This is a genomic window from Xanthomonas citri pv. citri (assembly GCF_000961215.1).
GTDB lineage: Bacteria > Pseudomonadota > Gammaproteobacteria > Xanthomonadales > Xanthomonadaceae > Xanthomonas > Xanthomonas cissicola.
In genome coordinates this window covers 556,372-579,811 of record NZ_CP008998.1, presented here as the reverse complement: position 1 = coordinate 579,811, position 23,440 = coordinate 556,372, and the positions used below count along the sequence as shown (strand labels likewise).

General features: G+C 64.1%; 25 protein-coding genes, 2 tRNA genes and 1 pseudogene. 10 read left to right on the top strand and 18 right to left on the bottom strand.

The window, feature by feature from the left end; all coding sequences use genetic code 11:
* Positions 1–105 precede the first annotated feature (105 nt).
* From bfr to AMD14_RS03025, 3 genes are all read right to left on the bottom strand, one after another.
* Positions 106–576, bottom strand: coding sequence for a bacterioferritin (gene bfr / locus AMD14_RS03035; protein WP_011050348.1), 471 nt, complete (start codon positions 574–576; stop codon positions 106–108).
* Between the two features lie 322 nt (positions 577–898).
* Positions 899–1,108 (bottom strand): (2Fe-2S)-binding protein, encoded by a 210-nt coding sequence (locus AMD14_RS03030; protein WP_005914193.1) that lies wholly within the window; start codon positions 1,106–1,108, stop codon positions 899–901.
* Between the two features lie 80 nt (positions 1,109–1,188).
* The gene (locus AMD14_RS03025) at positions 1,189–1,806 is read right to left on the bottom strand and encodes an RNA pyrophosphohydrolase (protein ID WP_005914195.1); all 618 of its coding nucleotides are present in this window, start codon (positions 1,804–1,806) and stop codon (positions 1,189–1,191) included.
* Positions 1,807–1,924: 118 nt separating this feature from the next.
* Here AMD14_RS03025 and AMD14_RS03020 point away from each other — a divergent pair.
* Both AMD14_RS03020 and AMD14_RS03015 read left to right on the top strand, forming a co-directional pair.
* Positions 1,925–2,001: transfer RNA gene (locus tag AMD14_RS03020), tRNA-Met, on the top strand.
* Between the two features lie 52 nt (positions 2,002–2,053).
* Positions 2,054–2,128, top strand: a tRNA-Gln gene (locus AMD14_RS03015).
* A 225-nt stretch (positions 2,129–2,353) separates the two neighbouring features.
* Here the strand turns inward: AMD14_RS03015 and rpsI are convergent.
* Together rpsI and rplM are read right to left on the bottom strand one after the other, a co-directional pair.
* Positions 2,354–2,746 carry a 30S ribosomal protein S9 gene (gene rpsI / locus AMD14_RS03010; RefSeq protein ID WP_003483085.1) on the bottom strand — a complete coding sequence of 131 codons (393 nt, stop codon included), beginning with the start codon at positions 2,744–2,746 and terminating at the stop codon, positions 2,354–2,356.
* A gap of 2 nt (positions 2,747–2,748) precedes the next feature.
* Entirely contained in the window at positions 2,749–3,177 is a 429-nt protein-coding gene (gene rplM / locus AMD14_RS03005; protein ID WP_003483082.1) for a 50S ribosomal protein L13, read from the bottom strand.
* A 183-nt stretch (positions 3,178–3,360) separates the two neighbouring features.
* Here rplM and coq7 point away from each other — a divergent pair, with 183 nt between their 5' ends.
* The gene (gene coq7, locus AMD14_RS03000; protein WP_011050347.1) at positions 3,361–4,014 is read left to right on the top strand and encodes a 2-polyprenyl-3-methyl-6-methoxy-1,4-benzoquinone monooxygenase; all 654 of its coding nucleotides are present in this window, start codon (positions 3,361–3,363) and stop codon (positions 4,012–4,014) included.
* A gap of 193 nt (positions 4,015–4,207) precedes the next feature.
* On the opposite strand, the gene AMD14_RS02995 is transcribed toward coq7, so the two are convergent.
* Both AMD14_RS02995 and speD read right to left on the bottom strand, forming a co-directional pair.
* Complete coding sequence (locus AMD14_RS02995) at positions 4,208–4,522, bottom strand: DMT family transporter (protein ID WP_011050346.1); 315 nt, start codon at positions 4,520–4,522, stop codon at positions 4,208–4,210.
* Positions 4,523–4,658: 136 nt separating this feature from the next.
* A complete protein-coding gene (gene speD, locus AMD14_RS02990) occupies positions 4,659–5,453 on the bottom strand; it encodes an adenosylmethionine decarboxylase (RefSeq protein ID WP_007967854.1) in 795 nt (264 codons plus the stop codon).
* Positions 5,454–5,590: 137 nt separating this feature from the next.
* Here speD and crp point away from each other — a divergent pair, with 137 nt between their 5' ends.
* The gene (crp, locus tag AMD14_RS02985) at positions 5,591–6,283 is read left to right on the top strand and encodes a cAMP-activated global transcriptional regulator CRP (protein ID WP_005914205.1); all 693 of its coding nucleotides are present in this window, start codon (positions 5,591–5,593) and stop codon (positions 6,281–6,283) included.
* Positions 6,284–6,604: 321 nt separating this feature from the next.
* Here the strand turns inward: crp and AMD14_RS02980 are convergent, their stop codons facing one another.
* From AMD14_RS02980 to rpe, 10 genes are all read right to left on the bottom strand, one after another.
* Positions 6,605–7,321, bottom strand: coding sequence for a haloacid dehalogenase-like hydrolase (locus tag AMD14_RS02980; protein ID WP_003483057.1), 717 nt, complete (start codon positions 7,319–7,321; stop codon positions 6,605–6,607).
* Positions 7,314–8,189 (bottom strand): indole-3-glycerol phosphate synthase TrpC, encoded by an 876-nt coding sequence (trpC, locus tag AMD14_RS02975; protein ID WP_100041104.1) that lies wholly within the window; start codon positions 8,187–8,189, stop codon positions 7,314–7,316. Before trpC ends, AMD14_RS02980 begins: the two co-directional genes overlap by 8 nt.
* A gap of 62 nt (positions 8,190–8,251) precedes the next feature.
* A complete protein-coding gene (trpD, locus tag AMD14_RS02970; RefSeq protein WP_011050345.1) occupies positions 8,252–9,289 on the bottom strand; it encodes an anthranilate phosphoribosyltransferase in 1,038 nt (345 codons plus the stop codon).
* A 115-nt stretch (positions 9,290–9,404) separates the two neighbouring features.
* The gene (locus AMD14_RS02965; RefSeq protein WP_011050344.1) at positions 9,405–10,037 is read right to left on the bottom strand and encodes a flavin reductase family protein; all 633 of its coding nucleotides are present in this window, start codon (positions 10,035–10,037) and stop codon (positions 9,405–9,407) included.
* A gap of 151 nt (positions 10,038–10,188) precedes the next feature.
* Positions 10,189–10,767 carry an anthranilate synthase component II gene (locus AMD14_RS02960; RefSeq protein WP_003483050.1) on the bottom strand — a complete coding sequence of 193 codons (579 nt, stop codon included), beginning with the start codon at positions 10,765–10,767 and terminating at the stop codon, positions 10,189–10,191.
* A 197-nt stretch (positions 10,768–10,964) separates the two neighbouring features.
* On the bottom strand, positions 10,965–12,026 hold the full coding sequence (locus AMD14_RS02955; RefSeq protein ID WP_011050343.1) for a threonine aldolase family protein: 1,062 nt from the start codon (positions 12,024–12,026) through the stop codon (positions 10,965–10,967).
* Complete coding sequence (trpE, locus tag AMD14_RS02950) at positions 12,026–13,501, bottom strand: anthranilate synthase component I (protein ID WP_005914209.1); 1,476 nt, start codon at positions 13,499–13,501, stop codon at positions 12,026–12,028. Before trpE ends, AMD14_RS02955 begins: the two co-directional genes overlap by 1 nt.
* A 568-nt stretch (positions 13,502–14,069) precedes the next feature.
* A complete protein-coding gene (gene yegS, locus AMD14_RS02945; RefSeq protein ID WP_005927961.1) occupies positions 14,070–14,999 on the bottom strand; it encodes a lipid kinase YegS in 930 nt (309 codons plus the stop codon).
* Positions 15,000–15,233: 234 nt separating this feature from the next.
* Complete coding sequence (locus tag AMD14_RS02940; RefSeq protein ID WP_011050342.1) at positions 15,234–15,725, bottom strand: GNAT family N-acetyltransferase; 492 nt, start codon at positions 15,723–15,725, stop codon at positions 15,234–15,236.
* Positions 15,722–16,423 (bottom strand): ribulose-phosphate 3-epimerase, encoded by a 702-nt coding sequence (gene rpe, locus AMD14_RS02935; RefSeq protein WP_170913534.1) that lies wholly within the window; start codon positions 16,421–16,423, stop codon positions 15,722–15,724. The genes AMD14_RS02940 and rpe overlap by 4 nt, the downstream gene beginning before the upstream one ends.
* Positions 16,424–16,678: 255 nt before the next feature.
* Here rpe and AMD14_RS02930 point away from each other — a divergent pair, with 255 nt between their 5' ends.
* Positions 16,679–17,518 carry an outer membrane protein gene (locus tag AMD14_RS02930; RefSeq protein WP_005927967.1) on the top strand — a complete coding sequence of 280 codons (840 nt, stop codon included), beginning with the start codon at positions 16,679–16,681 and terminating at the stop codon, positions 17,516–17,518.
* A 139-nt stretch (positions 17,519–17,657) separates the two neighbouring features.
* Here the strand turns inward: AMD14_RS02930 and AMD14_RS02925 are convergent, their stop codons facing one another.
* Positions 17,658–17,987 carry a J domain-containing protein gene (locus AMD14_RS02925; protein WP_005912611.1) on the bottom strand — a complete coding sequence of 110 codons (330 nt, stop codon included), beginning with the start codon at positions 17,985–17,987 and terminating at the stop codon, positions 17,658–17,660.
* A 207-nt stretch (positions 17,988–18,194) separates the two neighbouring features.
* Here AMD14_RS02925 and AMD14_RS02920 point away from each other — a divergent pair, with 207 nt between their 5' ends.
* The 5 genes and pseudogenes from AMD14_RS02920 (at position 18,195) to AMD14_RS02900 (ending at position 23,307) form a co-directional block, all read left to right on the top strand.
* Entirely contained in the window at positions 18,195–19,121 is a 927-nt protein-coding gene (locus AMD14_RS02920; RefSeq protein WP_003483031.1) for a phosphoribosylaminoimidazolesuccinocarboxamide synthase, read from the top strand.
* 221 nt (positions 19,122–19,342) lie between these two features.
* Positions 19,343–19,917, top strand: a pseudogene (locus AMD14_RS25635) (hypothetical protein).
* Positions 19,918–20,203: 286 nt separating this feature from the next.
* Entirely contained in the window at positions 20,204–20,722 is a 519-nt protein-coding gene (locus tag AMD14_RS25630; protein WP_011050338.1) for a hypothetical protein, read from the top strand.
* 221 nt (positions 20,723–20,943) lie between these two features.
* Positions 20,944–21,480 carry a hypothetical protein gene (locus tag AMD14_RS02905; RefSeq protein WP_015462804.1) on the top strand — a complete coding sequence of 179 codons (537 nt, stop codon included), beginning with the start codon at positions 20,944–20,946 and terminating at the stop codon, positions 21,478–21,480.
* Positions 21,481–21,552: 72 nt separating this feature from the next.
* Complete coding sequence (locus AMD14_RS02900; RefSeq protein ID WP_011050336.1) at positions 21,553–23,307, top strand: peptidoglycan-binding protein; 1,755 nt, start codon at positions 21,553–21,555, stop codon at positions 23,305–23,307.
* Positions 23,308–23,440: the final 133 nt, after the last annotated feature.

Sequence of the window (23,440 nt, the reverse complement as noted above, 5' to 3'; positions counted from 1 at the left end):
AGAAGCAGATCATCGGCAAACAATCGCTGAAAACACCAACCAGCAGAAGTACCGCGCACCCGTAAATCCAGCGCCAAATGAAAGACAACACCGACCAGACGCGCGTCAGTCGTCCAGCTTGGTCAGCAGGTAGTTCGGCTCGCCGATGCGCGCCACCAGGTCCAGTTGGGTTTCCAGCCAGTCGATGTGCTCTTCTTCGGACTCCAGGATGTCCACCAGCAACTGGCGGCTCACGTAGTCCTTGACGGTCTCCGCATACGCCACCGCCTCGCGCAGCACGACAACCGCCTCGCGCTCCAGGATCAGATCGCAGCGGAACATCTCGGTCGGGTTCTCGCCGATGCGCAACTTGCCCAAGGCCTGGAAATTGGGCAGCCCTTCGAGAAACAGAATGCGGTCGGACAGCTTGTCCGCATGCTTCATCTCGTCGATGGATTCCTTGTACTCATGCTCGGCCAGTTCTTTCAGGCCCCAGTTCTTCAGCATCTTGGCGTGCAGGAAGTACTGGTTGATCGCAGTGAGTTCGTTGTAGAGCACCTTGTTGAGGTACTCGATGACCTTGGTATCGCCCTTCATGCGATGTCTCCGAGAGAGTGAGCCGGCCGCACTCTAGCGCGTTGGCGCGGCGCATGAAGGAACGCGAATCGTGATCAGTTGCGGGACGCGCTGTGTGTCGCAGGAGCTGCCAGGCGCCTGGCAGCTGCAATGGCGGATCAGGCTGGTACCGGCTGGAGTCTTGTGCCGGTCATTACCGAGCAACCACTTCGCTGCAGGTAGCTCCAGCGGCGCAGGGATGCCACGGGCATTCGCGGCGCGGGTCGGAAGATACCTCTGGCATCAGGTACCGCGTGGAAATCTCGAAGGCGTTGTCGGGACCCTCCGCCCCTGACGTCCTGCCTCAGGCAGCGCTAGCCAGCCCCAGGAGCGGCAACGGCAATGCGCGGTTGGCATGTGCCTGGCTCAACAGGTCGCCCGCCATCTCCAGGCACGAGCCGCAATTGGACCCACACCCGGTGCGCATGGTCAGTTCGGCAAGGCTGACGCAGCCATTCTCGGCCGCTTCGCGGATCTGGTGGTCGGTGACCCCATTACAGATGCAGACGTACACAGTATCGGTCGGGTGTTGGCGATCCGGAAAGGACCGGCGCTGATTGCACCGCAAACGAGAATAGGTGTCAATTCCATCCGTTAATCATTATTAATCCGCATCGCACGAGCCCCGTTGCGCTTGCGTGGCCGCTTGCGTGGGCTGTCGTGCCCTGCCGCGCTGCTGCCCGGCAACCACGCCTCCAGCGCACGCTCGGGCATCGCACCGACTGCCGCCGGACCGGCCAGGCTCTGCGCAAGCGGCGCCAGATGACGCAGCGCGCGGGCATAGACGCCGCGCTTGAACATCACCACGTGCTCGACCGGATACCAGAAATCCACCCAGCGCCAGTGGTCGAACTCCGGGGTGTCGGTATGGTCGAGCTTGAGATGGGATTCGTCGCCGGTGAACTGCAGCAGGAACCAGACCTGCTTCTGCCCGATACACACCTGCCGCTCATTGCGGCGCACCGCCCGGCTGGGCAGCCGATAGCGTAGCCAGCCAGGCGTGGCGCCGAGCAATTCCACATGCTCGGGCAACAACCCGGTTTCTTCGCGCAACTCGCGGTACATGGCTTCAACGGGCGTCTCATCGGTGTTCATGCCACCTTGCGGGAACTGCCAGCCGTCCCTGCGCACACGTCGCGCCCAGAACACCTGACCGTCCTGCCGCATCAGCACAATGCCGACGTTTGGCCGGAAACCGTCCGGATCGATCACGATGCGGACTCCTGAAAATCTACTGCCACCGACTCTGCCACGGCGACGCCCGGCTCACAAGCTGAAAACGAAATGCTTGACAACAGCACGGCGCATCGTGAGAATTGCCGGCTCCCTAGGCTATGTAGCTCAGCCGGTTAGAGCACAGCACTCATAATGCTGGGGTCGGTGGTTCGAGTCCACCCATAGCCACCAAGGTATTCACGCCCTCGCGGGCATGCAATACTCTTGGACCAACACGTTTTATTGCCCCGTCGCCAAGCGGTAAGGCACCTGACTCTGACTCAGGCATTCGGTGGTTCGAATCCATCCGGGGCAGCCAAACACAAAAGGTCCGATCGAAAGAGTCGGGCCTTTTTCGTTGCCCGGCGTCCGGCGGTAACGCGTCGCGCACCTGCGTTCATGCTGATCGCACTCAGTCTCCAGGGCCATCTTCGCCACGCGCTCGCACACGCCACTCACCGGATTCCAAAACGACAAGAGCCCGGCATGGCCGGGCTCTTGAAGCAGGCATCCCGGCGACCCGGGACGCGCCAAACGCGATGGATCAGCGCTTGGAGAACTGGGTGGCGCGACGGGCCTTGTGCAGACCGACCTTCTTACGCTCGACTTCGCGAGCGTCGCGGGTCATGAAGCCAGCCTTGCGCAGCTCGGACTTCAGGGTTTCGTCGTACTCGACCAGCGCACGGGCAATGCCCAGACGGATCGCACCGGCCTGGCCGGTGGTGCCGCCGCCGGAGGCGGTGACCATGATGTCGAAGCTTTCGGTGTTCTTGGTCAGTTCCAGCGGCTGGCGCACGATCATGCGCGCAGTCTCACGACCAAAGAATTCGTCCAGCGGACGGTCGTTGACGGTGATGTTGCCGGTGCCCTTGCGCAGGAACACGCGAGCGGTGGAGGACTTGCGGCGGCCAGTGCCGTAGTTTTGCGTGATAGCCATGATTAGATATCCAGAACTTGCGGCTGCTGGGCGGCGTGCGGATGCTCGGCACCCGAATAGACCTTGAGCTTGCGGTACATGGTGCGGCCCAGTGGACCCTTCGGCAGCATGCCCTTAACGGCGATTTCGATCACGCGCTCCGGGTGGCGCTGCAGCGCCTGCTCCAGGCTCTCGGTCTTCAAGTTACCGATGTAGCCGGTGAAGCGGTGATACTTCTTGTCTTTCAGCTTGTTGCCCGTGACGACGATCTTCTCGGCGTTGATCACCACCAGGTAATCGCCAGTATCGACGTGAGGGGTGTAAACCGGCTTGTGCTTGCCGCGCAGGCGGCGGGCCAGTTCGGTGGACAGACGGCCGAGCGTCTTGCCGGCGGCGTCAACGAGATACCAGTCGCGCTGGACGGTCTCGGACTTGGCGGTGAACGTAGTCATGAGAAAACTCTTGAGTGGTCGGGCGGATTGCAGCGGCCGATGACCACTGGAACTTTGCCACGCGTTGTGAAGGCGAAACAGAAGAGGCGGGATTGTACGGGACGCTCGGCGGCGATGCAAGTTGCAAGCGACACCTGCGCCATGGCGGTTGGCAGCACGGCGGAGCGGGGCCAGAATCGCCGTATGACCCAGATCTCCCCCACCCGCCTGCATAGCCCGCTCGACCGGCTGCTGGTCGAAGCCCAGCGCGCGCTGGACACCGTCTTCGGCAATCCGCCGGCCGAACGCCCCAATCCCGCTGCCGACACGCCCGACGTCGTCCTGGACCCGGAGCAGCGTCTCCATGCCGCCGGCCTGATGCGCATCAACCATGTTGGCGAGGTGTGCGCGCAAGGCCTGTATTTCGGCCAGGCCGCGGTCGCCCGCGACGCGCACACCCGGCACCACCTGCTGGAAGCTGCCCAGGAAGAGACAGACCACCTGGCCTGGTGCGCCGATCGCCTGCACGAGCTGGACAGCCGTCCCAGCCTGTTCAACCCGGTGTGGTACGCCGGCAGCTACGCGCTCGGCGCGCTGGCCGGGCTGCGCGGCGACGACTGGAGCCTGGGATTCGTGGTCGAGACCGAACGTCAGGTCGAAGCCCACCTGGATGAGCACCTGGAGACCCTGCCCCAGAGCGACCAACGCAGCCGCGCCATCCTGCGCGTGATGAAGATCGACGAGGCCCGCCACGCCGATCAGGCCGAGCAGGCCGGCGCCCGCCCGCTCCCGGCTCCGATCCCCAGCGCAATGGCCCTGGCCTCCAAGCTGATGAAGACGGTTGCCTACCGCCTCTAGCCGGGAATTGGGAGTCGGCCATCGGCCACCAGAATCTAGCGTGCACCCGAGTACACCCGACACAGCGATCAACTGCTTCCCCGGTACGCCACTGAAGCAAGCCCCCTTTGTTGAGGGGGCGCGCCAAAGGCGTGGCGATAGGCAGCCTCCAAGTCGGAGCCCGGGATTTGCGCAGCAAACGCTGGGGGACTGACTACCCGACCAGCTTCAGCCCGATCACCCCGGCCACGATCAGACCGATGCACGCCAATCGCGACCACGAGGCGCTATCGCCGAATAGCGCGATACCGGCAATGGTCACGCCCAAGGCACCGATGCCGGTCCAGATCGCATAGCCGGTGCCGACCGGAATGGTCTTCAGCGCCTGCGTCAGAAACCACAGGCTGATGCCGGCAAGGCCGATTGTCAGCACGGTCGGCCACAGGCGAGTGAAACCGTCGCTGTATTTCAGTCCCATGGCAAAGCCGATCTCGAACAGGCCGGCCAGCAACAGATGGATCCAGGGCATTGCAGTACTCCTCACAGAAAAAATGGGCAAAAAAAAAGCGACCCAGTGTTTGCACACTGGGCCGCCGTCGGCTGTGGAACGCGAGGTCATCGCGTGGCGGGCCGTCCCGCCTTGTGGCGTTTGGATGCTCCTGCGCTTATTCGCTCAGGTTGCGTCCGTGAAACAGTTCTTCGATTTCGCGCTTGAGCAGCGTTTCGATCTTCATGCGCTCCTTGAACGAGAGGTTCTTGGCGCGCTCTTCGAACAGGTACTGATCCAGGTCGAAGTCCTTCAGGTGCATCTTCGTGTGGAAGATATTTTCCTGGTAGACGTTGACGTCGAACATCTCGTAGCGCGACTTCACGTTCTTGGCGAGAAATTGCTGAATCGAGTTGATCTTGTGATCGATGTAATGCTTCTTGCCCTTCACATCGCGCGTGAAGCCACGCACGCGGTAATCCATGATCACAATGTCCGATTCCAGACTCTCGATCAGGTAGTTGAGCGCTTTCAACGGCGAAATCACGCCGCAGGTCGCGACGTCGATGTCGGCGCGGAACGTGGCGATGCCTTCCTGCGGATGCGTTTCCGGATATGTATGGACAGTGATATGACTCTTATCCATATGAGCAACCACGGCATCGGAGATCAATTCCTTGCCGGCCTGCTTCTTGTCGATCACCGGCTCTTCGGAGATCAGGATCGTCACCGATGCACCCTGCGGATCGTAGTCCTGACGTGCGATATTGAGGATGTTGGCGCCAATGATCTCGGCCACATCGGTCAGGATCTGCGTCAGACGATCGGCGTCGTATTGCTCATCGATATACTCGATGTAGCGCTGACGCTCCTCTTCGGTACGCGCATAACAGACGTCGTAGATGTTGAAGCTCAACGCCTTGGTGAGGTTGTTGAACCCCTGTAGCCTCAGACGAGGCAACGGCTTGACCACGTCGGTCTGTCCTTATGGAAAGCGGGAAAGGAGTCAATTATGAGCCAAAGATCCCAGCAACGAAATGCCGATGTTAAGAGTGGTTTACCTTGCATGACTCATGCCGTTAAGCTTCAGGAATCACACGCGGAACTACCATGAGCCCAGGAAATACGACGGTTGTCACTACGACGGTACGTAACGCTACCCCCTCCCTGGCGCTGGACGCGGGCACCATCGAGCGTTTCCTGGCGCACAGCCACCGAAGACGCTATCCGACCCGGACCGATGTGTTCCGGCCAGGAGACCCGGCCGGCACCCTCTACTACGTGATCAGCGGCTCGGTAAGCATCATCGCCGAGGAAGATGACGACCGTGAGTTGGTGCTGGGCTACTTCGGTAGCGGCGAATTCGTCGGTGAGATGGGGCTATTCATCGAATCCGACACCCGCGAGGTGATCCTGCGCACCCGCACCCAGTGCGAGCTTGCCGAGATCAGCTACGAGCGGCTGCAGCAGCTGTTCCAGACCAGCCTGTCGCCGGATGCGCCGAAAATCCTGTATGCGATCGGTGTTCAGCTTTCAAAACGGCTGCTCGATACCACAAGGAAAGCCAGCCGCCTGGCCTTCCTCGACGTGACCGACCGCATCGTGCGCACGCTGCACGACCTGGCCAAAGAGCCCGAAGCGATGAGCCATCCGCAGGGCACCCAGCTGCGTGTTTCGCGCCAGGAACTTGCACGCCTGGTGGGGTGCTCACGCGAAATGGCTGGCCGCGTGCTCAAGAAGTTGCAGGCCGACGGCCTGCTGCACGCACGCGGCAAGACCGTCGTGCTGTACGGCACCCGCTGACGGCGCTGTGCAGCCCGTGCCTTGTGCACTGGCTGCATGCCGGGTTCGGCACCGGTCGATTCGATTGCGACGGTGCCGACATCGGCAGTTTCATGACCTCCGCAGCGGCACTTTTGCGCGATACCTCTTATAAGAGCGTCTTCGAGCCGTCGAACCGCACGATCTGCATCGCGACTGCGTCACGATCCTGAAGATTCGTTGCGCTACAGCTCGCATCGGTCTGCCCGTGCGATCCGCTGCACAGATGCGCCGTCGCAAGCTGGACCGCGCAATCGTGTCGCTCCGCGCGAAACGATCTAGCCGCCTGGATGTTGCGCTCGCCTACAGGGCCTTGCCGCCACGGTCGCGGCAACCCCAGTTGAGGATGGGCGTGCCTGTCGGCAACACCTGGCGGAACAGCGCTTCGCGATTGGCCTTGGGATTGACCACCACCGGCGCGCGCGCGGCCTTCAAGAGCGGCAGATCTGCGGTGCTGTCCGAGTAGGCGATGGCGATATCGGCGTAGCCGCGCTCGCGCAGCATGCGCATCTTTTCTTCGTTATGGCAGTGACGTCGCGCGGTGACGGCGCCCAGGCGCGGGCCGACCAGGCTACCGATGACCGGCACGTCCTGGTGGGCCACAAAGCCGAGAATGGCGCGCGCCAACTCCGGCGGTGCGCCGGTGGCGACCACCACACGGTCGCCGGCAGCGCGGTGTTGGGTGAAGACCTGCAAGGCATGCGGAAGCAGGCGCTGGCGGATCTGCGCTTCATGCTTGAGCACGTATGCGTCGATGAAACGGTTGAACTCGCGCGCGCGGTGCAGGCCGAACGTGGCGATCCACACATAGCCGGACACGCCGCGCCGCCGGGTTGGCAGCATCGCCACCATCGGGCCGAGAATGGGCGAGGCCAACAGCGCAACCAGCAAGCGCAACGGGTTGCGCTTGATCAGCCAGGCAAACAGATGACTGCCGGAATCGCCGTCGTACAAGGTGTGGTCGAAGTCGAAGACCACCAGCGGTGCGTCCTCGCGCGGGACGGGATACGACTCAGTCATGCGCGAAGAATAGCTGACGCAGCGACTCGCCGGGTTCTGCCGCGCGCATGAAGGTCTCGCCGACCAGAAACGCGTTCACATCGTGACTGCGCATCCGTTGCACATCGGCCTGGGTGACGATGCCGCTCTCGGTGACCAGCACGCGATCGCGCGGCACCGCGGAGCGCATGTCCAACGTGGTCTGCAGCGTCACTTCGAAGGTGCGCAGGTTGCGGTTGTTGATGCCGATCAACGGCACCGGCACCTGCACCGCACGCTCGAGCTCGTCGATATCGTGCACTTCCACCAGCACGTCCAGGCCCAGCTGCATGGCAAGACCCGATAGATCGGCCAGTTGGGCGTCTTCCAGCGCGGAGACGATCAACAGGATGCAGTCGGCGCCGAGCACGCGGGCTTCGTAGACCTGATACGGGTCCACGGTGAAATCCTTGCGCAGCACCGGCAGCGTGCAGGCGTCGCGCGCCTGGCGCAGATAGGCATCGGATCCCTGGAAGAAATCCACATCGGTGAGCACGGACAGGCACGTCGCGCCACCGAATTCGTAGCTGACCGCGATATCGGCCGGCTGGAAGTCCGGCCGGATGACACCCTTGGACGGGCTGGCCTTCTTCACTTCGGCAATCACGGCCGGGTCGCCTGCGGCGATGCTGGCCTGCATGGCAGCTGCAAATCCGCGCGTGAGCGGCAGGTCGGCGCTGCGCGCAATCAACTCGGCCAGCGGCACGCGCGCACTGCGCTCGGCGACTTCATCGGCCTTGCGGGCAAGAATGGTGTTGAGGATGTCGCTCATCGTATCGGGTCCTGGCGGGCGGGCATTATCGGTCAAGACGGCCGCACTGGAGAGCGGCTGCGCGCCAGCACGCAGCATGCCAGCGCGACTGTGAGGATGCCGGCGGGTAATGGCTGCTGCGTGGGGGTTGCCGGCATGGCTCAGGGCTGCACGGCGAGCTGGCGGGTGTAGACCACATAGGCGTCCAGGCGCGCGCGCGCCGAGCCGTCGGCGATGACCGCGCGTGCCCGAAGTACGCCATCAGCAATGCTGTCGGCGACGCCGGCCACGTACAACGCAGCACCGGCGTTGAGCGCCACGATATCCAGCGCGGGGCCGGGCACGTTGTCCAATACCTGCAGCAACATCGCGCGCGATTGCGCAGCATCGGCCACCTTGAGGTTACGGCTGGCCGACATGGCGATGCCGAAATCTTCCGGGTGCACTTCGTATTCGCGTACCTGGCCGTCGCGCAGTTCGCCGACCAGGGTGCCGGCGCCAAGCGAGAGTTCGTCCATGCCGTCGCGCCCCCACACCACCAGCGCGCGCTCGGCGCCAAGCTCCTGCAGCACACGCGCCTGGATGCCGACCAGATCCGGATGGAACACACCCATCAGGATGTTCGGCGAGCCCGCCGGGTTTGTCAGCGGGCCAAGAATGTTGAAGATGGTGCGCACACCCATTTCGCGTCGCACCGGCGCCACCACCTTCATGGCCGGGTGATGCACTGGCGCATACATAAAGCCGATGCCGGTGTGCGCCAACGCGCTGGCAACCTGCTCGGGCTGCAGCTCGATCACCGCGCCCAATGCTTCCAGTGCGTCGGCACTGCCGGATTTGGACGAGACGCTGCGATTGCCATGCTTGGCCACCTTGGCACCGCCGGCTGCGGCGACGAACATGGCGCAGGTGGAGATGTTGAAGGTATGCGAACCATCGCCGCCGGTGCCGACGATGTCGACCATGTGCTGGCGATCGGCCACGTCCACGCGGCGCGAGAACTCGCGCATCACCGTGGCGGCGCCGGCAATTTCGCCGATGGTTTCCTTCTTGACTCGTAGCCCGGTGAGGATGGCCGCGACCATCATGTCGGAGACCTCGCCGCGCATGATCTGCCGCATCAACTCGACCATTTCGTCGTGGAAGATTTCGCGGTGTTCGATGGTGCGTTGCAGGGCTTCTTGCGGAGTGATGGGCATGGGAACAACCGTGGCAGAACGTGATGGATGAAGACGCAGGCAGCTTGCAGCGCGCGCGATCAGCGCAGGAAGGCGCAAGCACCAAGCGGCGCGGCTGCCGTTGCAGCTGCGGCGATCATTGGCCCGGACGCGTCATGCGAAAACGCGCCTGCGGCTGCACTTCGTAGTAATCGGCCGGCCCGCCCGCGCGCAGAATGGTCTGCACCGCAGCCGGGTCGTAGATGCCCTCGTGCAGCGCCGACCTGACCAGGTGCACGCCGACGACTTCGCCCAGCACCAACCAGGTCTCGATGGCGTGCCCGGCAGCGGTTTGCAGTGGCAACAGCTGGCTGAGCCGGCATTCGAAACTGACCGGACTGGCAGCGACCCGTGGCGCACCGATCAGGCGCGATGGCGCCACCTGCAGGCCGGCCAGATCGAATTCATCGACTTCCGCCGGTACCATCGCCGCGCTGGCGTTCATTGCTTCCGCCAGTGGCCGGGTGGCCAGATTCCAGGTGAATTCGCCGGTGGCTTCGATGTTGCGCACGCTGTCCTTGCGACCGATGGTGGCAAAGCCGACGATCGGCGGAATGTAGTTGAATGCATTGAAAAAGCTGTACGGCGCCAGATTGGCAATGCCCTCGACGCTGCGCGAGCCGATCCAGCCGATGGGACGCGGGCCGACGATGGCATTGAACGGATCGTGCGGCAGCCCGTGACCCTGCCTCGGCTCGTAGAAGTGAATGCTGTCGTCGGGTGTGCTCATCGTGATCCGGATGCGATGGAAGGCGGTGCAGCGGTAACGTTACGTTGCGCGGTACGGTGCGCACGTTGAGTGCCACTGCACTTCTGCGTTGGCGTTGTAGCGACGCAGCGCGACACGGTCGTCACGCCGAGGCGCAGACGACGCATCACTATCAACGCTGCAAAAAGTTTTTCAGCAAGGCATGTCCGTGCTGGGTCAGGATCGATTCGGGATGGAACTGCACGCCTTCGACCGGAAACTGGCGATGGCGCAAGCCCATGACCTCTTCCATCGAACCATCCGGATTTTCGGTCCAGGCGGTAACCTCCAGTGCGTCCGGCAAGGTGGTCTTGTCCACCACCAGCGAGTGATAGCGCGTGGCCTCGTAGCTGTCCGGCAGACCGGCGAACACGCCCTTGCCCTGATGACGAATCGGCGAGGTCTTGCCGTGCATGATGTTGCCGGCGCGGATCACATCGCCACCGTAGACCTGGCCGATGCTTTGATGGCCCAGGCACACGCCCAGGATCGGTGTGGTCTGACCCAGCTGCTCGATCAATTGCAGCGAGATGCCTGCCTCGTTGGGCGTACACGGACCGGGCGAGATGACGATGCGCTCGGGCCTGAGCGCGGCGATCTGGTCGACGCTCATGGCGTCGTTGCGCACCACCGTGACCTCGGCGCCCAGCGCCTGCAGGTACTGCACGAGGTTGTAGGTGAAGCTGTCGTAGTTGTCGAGCATCAGCAGCATGGCAGGGGACTCATTGCGCGATCAGAAAGACCGCATAGATGTTTTGGGTGAAGGTCTGGCTGCCGGCTGCAGGTGACTCTGCGATCGGTGATGGCGCGGCGTGACTGCCACACCTGACCAGCATCGAGCGAACCGGGATGGGCAAAATTCCGGCGTTCGAGTTGCTTCATCTGTTTCGCTCGCTCTGGTGCGCATGCTTACGACACGCCGCGATGAAGTGCGGCAACATCCGCACACAGCCGATCGACCGACGCGGCTGTGGTCGCCCACGAGGTCACGAAGCGGATTACCTGACTGCCATCGGTGCGCACTTCCCAGCGCTCGAAGTCGTAGCGTTGCACGAGCTGCGCAGCGTGTTGCGCGCTGACGGCGATGAACTGCTGGTTGGTCGGCGAGTCGCTGGTGAAGTGCGCGCCGGCCGCAAGCAGGCCGGCGCGCAAGCGTTGCGCCATGGCATTGGCATGCGCGGCCAGTTCGAAGAACAGACTGTCTTCGAACAACGCCGCAAATTGCGCACCAACCACCATGCCCTTGGCCAGTAGCGCGCCGCGCTGCTTGATCAGATAACGCAAATCCGCCTGCAGGGCGGGATTGACGATGACCAGCGCTTCGCCGAGCAGCGCACCATTCTTGGTGCCACCGATATAGAACGCGTCGGTCAGCGTGGCAATGGCCGGCAGATCCAGATCGTTGCCGTCGGCGGTCAGCGCCGCACCCAGACGCGCGCCATCCAGGTACAGCAGCAAATCGTTCGCGCGACAAAACCGCGACAACGCATCGAGTTCGGCGCGCGTATAGATGGTGCCGCTTTCGGTGCTGTTGGAAATGTAGACCAGACGCGGCTGCACCATGTGTTCGTTGCTGTGCACAGCCAGCACCGGCTGAATCAGCGCAGGCGTCAGCTTGTCGTGCAGCGCCGGCACGGTGAGCACCTTGTGGCCGGTCGCTTCGATGGCGCCGGTCTCGTGCGTGGCGATATGCGCCGCGTCCACCGCGATGACTGCCTGATGCGGGCGCAAGAACGCGCTGATCGCAATCAGATTGGTCTGCGTGCCGCCGACCAGCAGATGCACGTCGGCCTGCGGCTGCGCGACTGCGGTGCGGATCAACGCAACCGCACGCGCTGTGTGCCGATCGGTGCCATAGCCGGCATGCTGCTCGGCGCTGGCCTGCGCCAACGCCTGCAACAGCCGCGGATGCGCGCCTTCGCTGTAGTCGTTGCGAAAGCTGATGCGCGTAGCGCTACCCTGCCCGTCCATCACAGGCCCTTCGCCGCCTGGGCAACTGCGCGAAACAGCGCACGCCCCTTGTTCATGGTTTCCTGCCACTCCAGGTCGGGGTCGGAGTCGTAGACCACGCCGCCGCCGGCCTGCACATACAGGTAACCGTCCTGGATGACGGCGGTGCGGATGGCGATGGCGGTATCGGCATCGCCATGCCAGCCGATATAGCCGACCGCGCCGGAATACACGTTGCGTTTGACCGGCTCCAGCTCGCGGATGATTTCCAGCGCGCGGATCTTCGGCGCGCCGCTGACAGTGCCGGCCGGGAAGGTGGCGCGCAGCACGTCGCTATAATTCAGGCCGGCTTTCAGGGTGCCGGTCACCTCGCTGACGATGTGCATGACATGGCTATAGCGTTCGATCACGAACTGCTCGCCGACCTTGACCGTGCCCGGTTCGGCCACGCGGCCGACATCGTTGCGACCCAGATCGATCAGCATCACGTGCTCGGCGCGTTCCTTCGGGTCGGCCAGCAGTTCGGCTTCCAGTGCCTTGTCCAGTTCGGGCGTGGCGCCGCGCGGGCGGGTGCCGGCGATCGGGCGCACAGTGACCACGCCATCGCGCAGGCGCGCCAGAATTTCTGGCGACGAACCAACCACCTGGGTACCGCCGACATCGAGAAAATACATGTACGGCGACGGATTCAGTGCACGCAACGCGCGATACACATCCACCGGGCGCGCGCGGAACGGCACGCGCAAGCGTTGCGATGGCACTACCTGGAAGATATCGCCGGCACGCACGTATTCCTGCGCCTTGCGCACCACGGCGTGATATTCCTCGCGGGTAAAAGAGGAATGGAAGTCCGCTTCGTCGATCGCATCGGAAATCTGCGCCTGCGGGTAACCGGCGCCGCCCTGACGCAGGCGATGCGCCAGCTCGTCCAGGCGCCGATTGGCGCGCACATAGGCTTGCGGCTGCCGCGGGTCGGCATGCACGATCAGGTACAGACGGCCCTTGAGATTGTCGAACACCGCCAGCTCTTCGGAGAGCATCAGCAGGATGTCCGGCGTGCCGAGTTCGTCGGGCTTGTCGCCACTCCCCAGGCGCGGCTCGATGTATTGGATGCACTCGAAACCGAACCAGCCGACCAGCCCGCCGGTGAAGCCGGGCAGCCCATCCAGCTGCGGCACCGAATGTTCGGCCCGCAACGCATCGACTTCGGCCAGCGGGTCGGCGACCTCACGGGTCTCGACGACTTCGCCGTGTTCGCTGACCTCCAGCGTGTGGCCCCGAAAGCTGTACACGCGCCGCGCCGGCAGGCCGATGATGGAGTAGCGCCCGAAGCGCTCCCCGCCTTCGACCGATTCGAACAGATAGGTATAGGCGCCGTCGGCGAGCTTCAGGTAGACCGAGAGCGGCGTGTCCAGGTCGGACAACACTTCGCGGACAACGGGAATACGGGTGTGACCTTCAGCGGCCTGGCGCTGGAACTGCTCTGCAGTGATCAAGACGACTTTCCTTCCGGGACTCTGTGGCGGGGCGGACGACGGCAACGGGCCACCATCGCCACCAGCGGCGAGCGGAAGAGAAGGAGCGTGGAGTCGTCAGGCGGGACACGCGGCTACTGTAGCGCAACTGCTGGCCCAGGGCAGCAGGCGTGGGCGAACGCCGTTCAACAACGGCGAAGGTGAGCTGGTGTTGCTGGAGTGTTTTTTCGGGATGGCGGTCAGCTGAGGCCACGCAGGCGAGCCGGTTGATGTCGTCAGGCCGGTGCAATGCGCACGCTTTAGAGTCCGCGCGGCGCGCTCCGTGCAGACGCCTGCGGCGCCTGCTTTCCGGAGCAAGTTGGCTGATGGCGGCAGGCGAGCCGGCGCAGGAACCCTCACCTCACCCCCGCTCCGCGCCAGCAGCGCGGGCGCTCCAGGGCACGCGCCAATAGCGCGCAAGCAGTGCCTTATCGTCGTGGACATCAAGGGGCGTAAAGCGAGGCGATTGCCTGGCTCACCCGAAATGCCTGCCACGCTTTTCCGATTCCCGATTCCCGATTCCCGATTCCCGATTCCCGATTCCCGATTCTCACCCACCAAGCAAAGGGCACTCACCCGGCAAATGCATCCGCAGCCGCGCCGGGACGCATTCGATGCGGAAGTGCCGGGAGGTTTCCGGTTCGCCGTCCAGGTTCAAGGTCAGCGGTTGCTGGGAGACGATGTCCAGCCACGGCACGCGCGCGCGCACGGCCACCCGTTCGAGCGCGGCCTGTTTGCCGCCGGTGACCAGGGTGCCGAGCGTGGCGGCCACTTCGCCGTCAAGGTCGGGGACGATGGTGACATCCAGCAGGCCGTCGTCGATCAATGCCTCCGGGCACAGCGCCTGGCCGCCACCGGCCTGGCGCCCGTTCCCCAGCCCGAGCGCGATGAATTCGCCTTCCCAGCTGAACTCCGGGCCGCTGAAGCGGGCGCTGATCGGGTCGATGCGGCCCAGCCGCGACATGCCGGTGATGAGATAGGCCAGACCGCCGAGCATCTTCTTCAGGCCTTCGTCGGTTTCCACGGTGACCTGGGTGCCGAAGCCGCCGCTGGCCACATTGGCGCACCAGTGCGGGCCGTGGTCGGCGTCGATCCGCAGCAAGTCGACCGGCTGCGCGACGCGCTCGGCGATCAAGGTCAACGCCTCCAGCGGGGCGATCGGCAGAGTGGCGGCGGTGGCGAAGTCGTTGGCGGTGCCCAGCGGCACCAGGCCCAGCGACGGCAGCGTGGCCGCATCGCCCTCGTGATGCGCCAGGGCGGCCGCCACTTCGCTCAGAGTGCCGTCGCCACCGGCGGCCACCACCGTATGCACGCCATCGGCCACTGCCTCGCCCACGTAGCGCTCGGCATCGCCGTCTTCCCAGGTGACCCGCACATCGAGCTGGATGCCGCGCTTGCGCAGCGTTCCCACTGCCTCACGCAGGTCCAGATTATCGGTGGACTTGCCGTTGAGGATCAGACGCCAGTGGGACGGGGCCATGCGCGCTGCCGATGCTGTGAAGGTAATGGCCGCAGGCTAGCAGCGGGCCAATGGGCAGATCGTGAATAGGCGCCGCCGGCACACTGTCATTGCGGTGTCATCGATAACCCGGAGAGTAGAAGGCCATAGCAGGGACGACGGGCGGAGGCAGGATCAGCCTCCAGTTTTCTTGAAGGCCGCTTCCTCGGAAGCGGCCTTTCTTTTGCGTGGTCCTGACGTCCCGGCGCGCCCGGCTCAGCCGCCCGCAGCAAACGCGGCCAGCCGCTCGCCGTCGAGCCGGTACACGGTCCAGCCGTCCATCGGGCGCGCTCCGACTGCCTTGTAGAAGTCGATGGCCGGCTGGTTCCAGTCCAGCACCGACCATTCGAACCGCCCGCAGCCACGCTGCACGGCCAGCTGCGCCAAGTGCCGCAACAGCGCAAGGCCCGCGCCCTTGCCGCGCGCTTCCGGACGCACGAACAGGTCTTCCAGGTACAGGCCGTTGCGGCCCAACCAGGTGGAATAGTTGAAGAAATACACCGCAAATCCCAGCGCCTGACCGTCCTGCTCGCAGATCAGCGCGTGCGCGGTGGCGCCGTCGTCGAACAGACTGGCGCGCACATCCTCCAGGCTGGCCTTGACCGCATCCGGCTCGCGCTCATACACCGCCAGCGCGGTGATGAGTTCATGCAGCAGCGGCACATCCGCAGGCGTTGCGCTGCGGATCTGTGGCGCGGGCCGGCTCATCGCACCGCATCCACCGCCGCGCGCATCTGCGCAATCACCTGCGCATAGTCGGGCGCATTGAAAATGGCCGAGCCGGCGACGAAGGTGTCCGCGCCAGCGGCGGCAATCGCACCGATGTTGTCGGCCTTGACGCCGCCATCGATCTCCAGCCGGATCGGCTTGCCCGTCGCGTCGATCTTGCTGCGGATGGCGCGCAGCTTGTCCAGCGCAGACGGGATGAAGGCCTGCCCGCCGAAGCCCGGGTTGACCGACATCACCAATACCAGGTCCAGCTCGGGCAGCACCCAGTCCAGGATGTCCACCGGCGTGGCCGGGTTGAGCACCAGCCCGGCCTGGCAGCCGTGCGACTTGATCAGCTGGATCGTGCGGTGCACGTGGCGGCTGGCTTCGGGGTGGAAGCTGATGGTGGTGGCACCGGCGTTGGCGAAATCCGGCACGATGCGGTCCACCGGCTCGACCATCAGATGCACGTCGATCGGCGCGGTGATGCCGTGCTTGCGCAGCGCCTGGCACACCATCGGGCCGATGGTGAGGTTGGGCACGTAGTGGTTGTCCATCACGTCGAAGTGCACCCAGTCGGCACCAGCCTTGAGGACGTTGTTCACTTCCTCGCCCAGACGGGCGAAATCGGCGGACAGGATGGACGGGGCGATCGCCGTCGGTTGCATGGGCAGCTCGGAAAAATGCAGGAGCGCCATTGTCGCAACCGTGGCCCGGCGAGGAAAGCCGAATGCCGCCGGGCGCTTGGGGCACGCGCCACGGGTAGGCCGCCGATATCACCGCAGGCGCTTGGGCCGGCAACTCGCAGTCAGTGCGCGATCGCGCACCTGCCCGCTGCATCGATGGCTCTGCCGCTGTGCAATTCCGCCCCAGTGTCGGCCAAAGTGCATCCAGAGCGGACGCGAGCGCGTACGTACCTGACCGGCGCGCCGCGCCAGATGCAAGGAGATCGCATGAAACCCACCCCGCTCGCTTCCGCCGCTCTCGTCCTGCTCGTCCTGGCCCCCTCGGCCTGGGCGCAATCCGGTCCTGCCGACTGGTCCGGCTTGTCCATCGGTGCCAACGTCGGCGGTGCCGATCCGGCCGGCGTCTCCGGTGGCCGCTTCGGCTTCGATACCAATCTGGATGGTCGCGACGGCGACCAGGTCGGCACCGCGACCGGTGCCGATGCGTTCTCGCCCGGTTTCTGCGGTGGCGCAGCGGCGGGGCGCACTCCGGCCAGTGGCTGTAGCAAGGACAAGGGCGGTGCCGAATACGGCGCACGGCTGGGCTACGACTGGCAGGCCGGCAACTGGGTGTATGGCGTGGTCGCCGAATACACCCGCAACGATGTCCGCGACAGCGTCAGCGCCTTCAGCACGACACCCGCGTTTTATACCTTCACCCGCCAGCTCAACCGCACTGCGGCGTTGCGCGGCCGCATCGGCTACGCCTTCGGCACGCAGGGCGATTACCTGGCCTACATCACCGCCGGTGTGGCGCGTGGCGAATTCGACCACAGCTTCGCCAGCAGCAATACCGCCAACAGCTTCACCAGCAGTGGCGGCGACAGTGCCGATGGCTACCAGGCCGGCATCGGCCTGCAACGGCGCTTGAGCGACAAGGTCTCGGTCGGCGTGGAATATCTGTTCACCCGCCTGCAGGACGACGACACCCGCGTGCGCGTCGGGCCCGGCACCGCGCCGGCCACCAACCCCTTCCTGCGCGTCAATCCGGCCGGTACCGACCTGCGTCGGACCGATACCGATGTTTCGACCAATGCGGTGCGCCTGACCGCGACCTACAGGTTCTGAGAGCCGGGTGCGTGCGTGCCCGCGGCGCCTGATCGTGATGATCAGGCGTTTTTTATTGGGTGAGGCCTTTCGATGTACCAGCGCTCTGCGCTGACGCCTGGCACTGCTTAACGCAGCGGTTTCGGCGCGCGGCCTTCGTTTAGCGCTTGCGCAGCCGTTGAATCCGGTCGTAGGCGGCGTTGATCTGGCTGGCCTTCTTTTCGGCCTGGCGGCGGGCTTCCGGGTCGGCGTTGGCGACCTTGTCCGGGTGGTAGCGCGACATCAGCCGGCGATAGGCCAGGTCGATCTCGGCGGTGGTGGCGTCCGGCTCCAGGCCCAGCGCTTCGTACGGATTTTCCGCGCGCCGTTTGAACCAGCCGGCGTCGACCGCGTGGCCGATCGCCAGCCCGATCATCAGCCCCACCACCGGCGCCCCGCGAAACAGCAAGGCGCCGGCCAATGCGCCGAGCAGTTTTCCGTACCAGGACATGGGGGCGATCGGGGCGGGAGGCGGGCTGGCGATCTTACCCGAACGCCCGCCCGGCCTGGCTGACGACTCCTGCACAGGCCCCACCGCGCGGGCTCCAATAAATTCTGCGGGAGGCGGCGAAGCGCCGTACACTACGCGGCCCGCTGCCTACCCGCGGGCCCGCCGGGTCCCGGGGACAGCGTCATAGCGACGTCCTTAGGAGTGCCTGTGTCGACCACGCTGTTGCAATCCGATCTGCCCGGCCTGCCGTTGCGTCACCGTGGCAAGGTCCGCGATGTCTTCGATATTCCCCGCGACCGCCTGCCCGCCGATGCGCCCCCGGGCGATTATCTGTTGATGGTGGCCACCGACCGCCTGTCCGCGTTCGACGTGGTGCTGCCCGACCCGATTCCCGGCAAGGGCGAGATGTTGTGCCAGGTGTCCAACTTCTGGTTCCACAAGACCGAACACCTGATGCCCAACCACCTGGTGGACATCCGCGTGGAGCAGGTGTTGCCCGAGGGCGTAGATCCGGCGTTGTACGCCAAACGCGCTGTGGTCACGCGCAAGCTCAAGCCGGTGCCGGTGGAAGCCATCGCACGCGGCTATGTGATCGGCAGCGGCTGGAAGGATTATCAGCGCACCGGCAAGATCAGCGGGATCGAATTGCCCGACGGCCTGCGTCAGGCCGAGAAACTGCCCGAGCCGATTTTCACTCCTTCGACCAAGGCAGCGGTTGGCGACCACGACGAAAACATCGACTTCGATGCAATGGTCAAGACGGTCGGCGCCGAGCTGGCCGAACGCGTGCGCGATGCCACCTTGCGCATCTACCGTTTCGCCGCCGATTTTGCCGCCGAACGCGGCATCCTGCTGGCCGATACCAAGTTCGAATTCGGCACCGATGCCGACGGCCGGCTGTACATCATGGACGAGATGCTGACCCCGGATTCTTCGCGTTATTGGCCGGCCGACCAATACGAACCGGGCACCAGCCCGCCGAGCTACGACAAACAGTTCGTGCGCGATTATCTGGAAACCCTGGACTGGGGCAAGACCGCGCCCGGCCCGCGCCTGCCGGCCGACGTCATCGATCGCACGCGTGCGAAATATGCCGAAGCGCTGCAGCGGCTGGCGGGTATTTCGGTGGATTGATTGCGTAGCCCCGATTAAAAGGGGCGAGGCGGCGCACTACGCAGACGCCGCTTTGACTCGGAGCGCCGACATTCTCGGCGCCTCGAGTTCTCGACTACCGACTGAAGGCCAGGTTGGTGGTTGCGCGTGAAGCTTCATGACGGCGACTGCACATACCCGCATCTAACTGACTTCCACCACGCTCGCCGCGATGGTGTGTTCTCTTGCCCAGTCAGGTCGCAATGACCCAGTTAGGCCACTTGTTCCGCGCGTCGCCTGCCTTGCGCAGCGCAATCATTCCCGGTCTAGCACTCGCGCTGAACGCCTGCACTGCCGGCGAATCTGCACCCCACGCCGTTCCCACATCAGCACCGCTAGCACCTGCGAAAAACAACGCGTCCGCAGCATTGCAGGTCAACGCCAGACTTGCCGCGCTGATACAGGCCACTGGCGTCACCTGCACGGATGCAACGACTGCAAAAGGATCACAGCTGGCACTGTCGACAGTGGTGATTTCTACGATGTGGAGTTTTCGCCCGATTGCGGCAATGAGGGATTTTTCGCCGGCGTAGCCCAGGCGATCGGCCGCGCCGGACAAGACCCGCGGTGTTACTACGTCGCCGCAATTCCAGCGAGCACCATCGCAAGGTGCAAGAACAACGCATTGTGCAAAACTTATGGCGACAGGCAGATCAAGCAGATCAAGCGTGCAAGTGGCGAGAGCTGCCACCCAGCAGCACCAGGACAATACGTCGGCAATTGCGCGCAAGGATGGGTGAGTGCGGACGCACTCGATGTATTTTCGAACGGAATTTAGTTGCTCGCGCCAACGGGCGATTTCCAGGCAGCCCATACATCGCCGAATGACGATTTCTGCGATGGGTCGAGATGAGGTACCCGGCCTGTATTGACGACAATCACGGGCCTTGGAACCGTTTGAGCAGTCGGCCACCGTCACTGCGGTCACTCTCCCCGAGTGCGGGCCTGCCGCGTGCCGGCCGGCCCGCCGCACTCTCGCCCCGCAAGCCTTCACGCATTTGCACGCAGCGCGCAGATACCATCCGGCGCGCTCGCACATCGCCCGATACGATCAGGAGGATCCGTTGGCCCTTTTACGCATATCTCTGCATGCCCTCGCACTAAGCCTGGCGCTGGTTGCCTGTAAACCGCAAGCAGAGCCAGCAGGCGCGGCACCCGCGGCGACAGCAGAGGCAGCGGGCGCCGCGCCTGCCGCCTCTACTCCTGCTACAGCGTCGGCCACGCCCGCTCCGGCGACGACCTGCCCGACCGCCGACTTCTCTGCATTTCTAAAAAGCTTCAGTGCAGACATCGCGGCCCAGGAGAAAGCCACGGCCGACCCGCTGACCATGATCCGGATCGATCCGGATGCGCAGCCGGAACCGGCGCCAGTCACTCGCGAGGTTGCGCTGGCCGACGTCAAATGGCCGGTTATCCCGAATCTGGACGTGGCCCGCTCCGCGGGCCGCGAAGTCGTGGTGTCCGAGGACGCAGGCGGTCGCCAGGTGCTGGTGCGTACACCTGACAGCGGCGATCAACAGGTCTACCACTTCGTCCAGCGCCCATGCTGGACCTTGGTCAAGGTCGACGACCAGTCGCTGTAACGGCGCGGGCAACACCGCGCCATGCAAAAACCCCAAATCAGGAGACGGCCGTGCCCCCTTTCAGACTGCTTATCCCCATACTGGCGGTAGCGCTTGTTGCGTGTAACGGTCCGCAGGCAGCCGATGCGCCTGAAACGCCGGCCAATGCACCCGCGGCCGCGGCTCAACCACCCAGCCCGGCCGCGTCACCCCCTGCCACACCGACACAAGGGACTGTACCCATGGCAACGATTGACTCCTTCGTTCCAGCAGGATCGAAGGCGCTGGATACCCAACGCGGCGACCTGACTGGCGCCGGACATTCGGACGCGCTTGTCGTGATTTCTCCGCCGGCAACCGGCAACGAAAAGCTCGGCGAAGGGCAGCCACGTCGCGTCTTGCTGCTGACCCAGAACGCCGATGGCAGCCTGCAAAAGGCCGCTGAAAATGGTCGCATCGTGCCCTGTGCTCGCTGCGGCGGTCTGGCAGGCGACCCGTATGCGTTTTCGCGCGTACAGCCAGGGCAATTCACCATCTCCATCTCAGGCGGGTCGCGCGAGCGCTGGGCCGACGACTTCACGTTCAAGTATTCGGCAGACAAGCAGACCTGGTTGCTGGATAAGGTCGTGCGCGATCTCTCCGATACCGAGACCGAACAGCACAACACCCTGGAATTGACCGACAAGGATTTTGGTGCGGTGACGTTCCAGGACTTCGACCCCGCCACGCTCAAGAAGGTTGCGGCGCTGGATGAGGCTGGAGCCCAGGAACAACATTAAAGGGAAGTAATGGCTTGCGCGGACAAGGATGGGTCCGTTTTTTCATGTTGCTGAGAAATGAGGAGTTACACCATGGCAACCGATCGCGAAACTGGGCTGCTGCAGGCAGCCTATGCAGCGGGAATCACCCGGCCAAACGAATTGGCCAATTTCATGGCACAGGTAGGCCACGAATCGGGCGGACTCAATCGCCTGGAAGAAGGGTTCCGCTATACACGCGGCTCCTCGCAAGTGAGCTCGAAAGTGCGTTCTGCACTGCGCGAAGGACCGGAGGCGCTGGAAGAAGCGCGCCTGGAAGCATTGCGCGGCCAGCCTGAGAAACTCGCCGAATTGATGTATGGCGGGCGTATGGGGAACAACGAGCCCGGCGATGGTTATCTTTACCGTGGTCGCGGCTACATCCAGCTCACCGGCAAGGATCAGTATCGCGAGGCCGGCGAAGCGTTGAAACTCGACCTGGTCGCACACCCCGAACTGGCCGCGCAACCGGAAAACGCGTCGCGGATCGCAACCTGGTACTGGCAGCACAATGTGCCGCAAGCGGCCAGGCAGGATGCGCATGCAGCAGGCGTTGCGATCAACGGCGGCGATCCGCCGAATGGGCTGGCCGACCGCGAAAGCCGCTTCGCGCGCTGGCAGCGCGACCTCACGCCCGATGTGATGCACAAGCTCGAACACGGTCAACTCGGACAGACGGTCGCACCCGCGCAGCATTCGGCACCGGCGCAAACACCGCATGCCGGTTCGAACGCGCATTCGTTCCAGGCCACCATGGAGCGCATGCTTCCGCCGCAGAGCGGCACTGCGCCGCATGTCACCGGGCATTATGGCGAGCACCGCAGCGCGCGCGACCACGGCGGCACCGACTTCAATTATCAGGGCGGTCAGGCAGGACGCAATCTGCAGCATCCAACCGTGCATTCGCCCGTCGCCGGAACGGTGACCTTTGCCGGCGGAAGCTACGGCACCGTCAAGATTCGCGATGCACAAGGCAATTCGCACGAGATCCTGCATCTGGATGGCGTCAAGGTCAAAGAAGGGCAAACGCTGTCGGCAGGCGATGCCATCGGCACGATGGGGGGACGTGGACCCAATGGCGCAAGCCAATATGCGCAGCATGTGCATTACCAATTGCGCGATGCCAACGGCAAGTTGACCAGCCCCGAGAACTTCTGGAATCAGGGTCACCAACACCAAGCGGGTGCGCGGCACACCCAGGCAGCATCGGCAAGTGGCACAGGTGCCGTGCGGCATGGCGACAGCAGTCAGGATGTGGGTAAGCTGCAGCAGGACCTCAACCGTCTGGGCGTGCGCGATGCGCAGGGCAACCGACTGGCCGAGGATGGCCGTTTCGGCGACAACACGCGTGAGGCGGTGATGGCGTTCCAGAAGCAGCATGGGCTGCAGCAGGACGGTGTTGTTGGCCGCGACACGCGGGCAGCGTTGTCTGCGCAACCGGTGCAGACCCGCGAGGCGCAGGTTGCTGCGCCCAAAGGGCCTTCGCTCAACGATGCATCGCACCCTGACCACGCGCTACATAACGCAATCCGCAGCAAGCTGCCGAGCATGATCTCCAACGAGACCGCGGCACATGTCACGCTGCAGGCGAAGCAGAATGGGATCGACAGCGCGGACAAGTTGCAGAACGTGACAGTGCAGGACGGCAAGGCGTTCGTCATGGGCACCACGCCGGGCTTCCGTGCGGCGGTGGACCTGAACCAACCTGCCCCGACACTTGAGCAAACCAGCGCACAGTTGCTGGCTGGTCAGTCGCAGCAGCAACAGGCCCAGCAAGAACAGCAGAAGGTTGCGATGGGCGGTCGCTGATCTTTCGGCGAAAGATCAAAAGACGCCGGCCAGGACATTGGCCGGCGTTTTTGTTCCCACATGCGCTGTGGCCGGAACGGCATCATTGCGCCATCTGATCGTCTTCCAACGGCAAGCGCGTGCGGCGATGGGC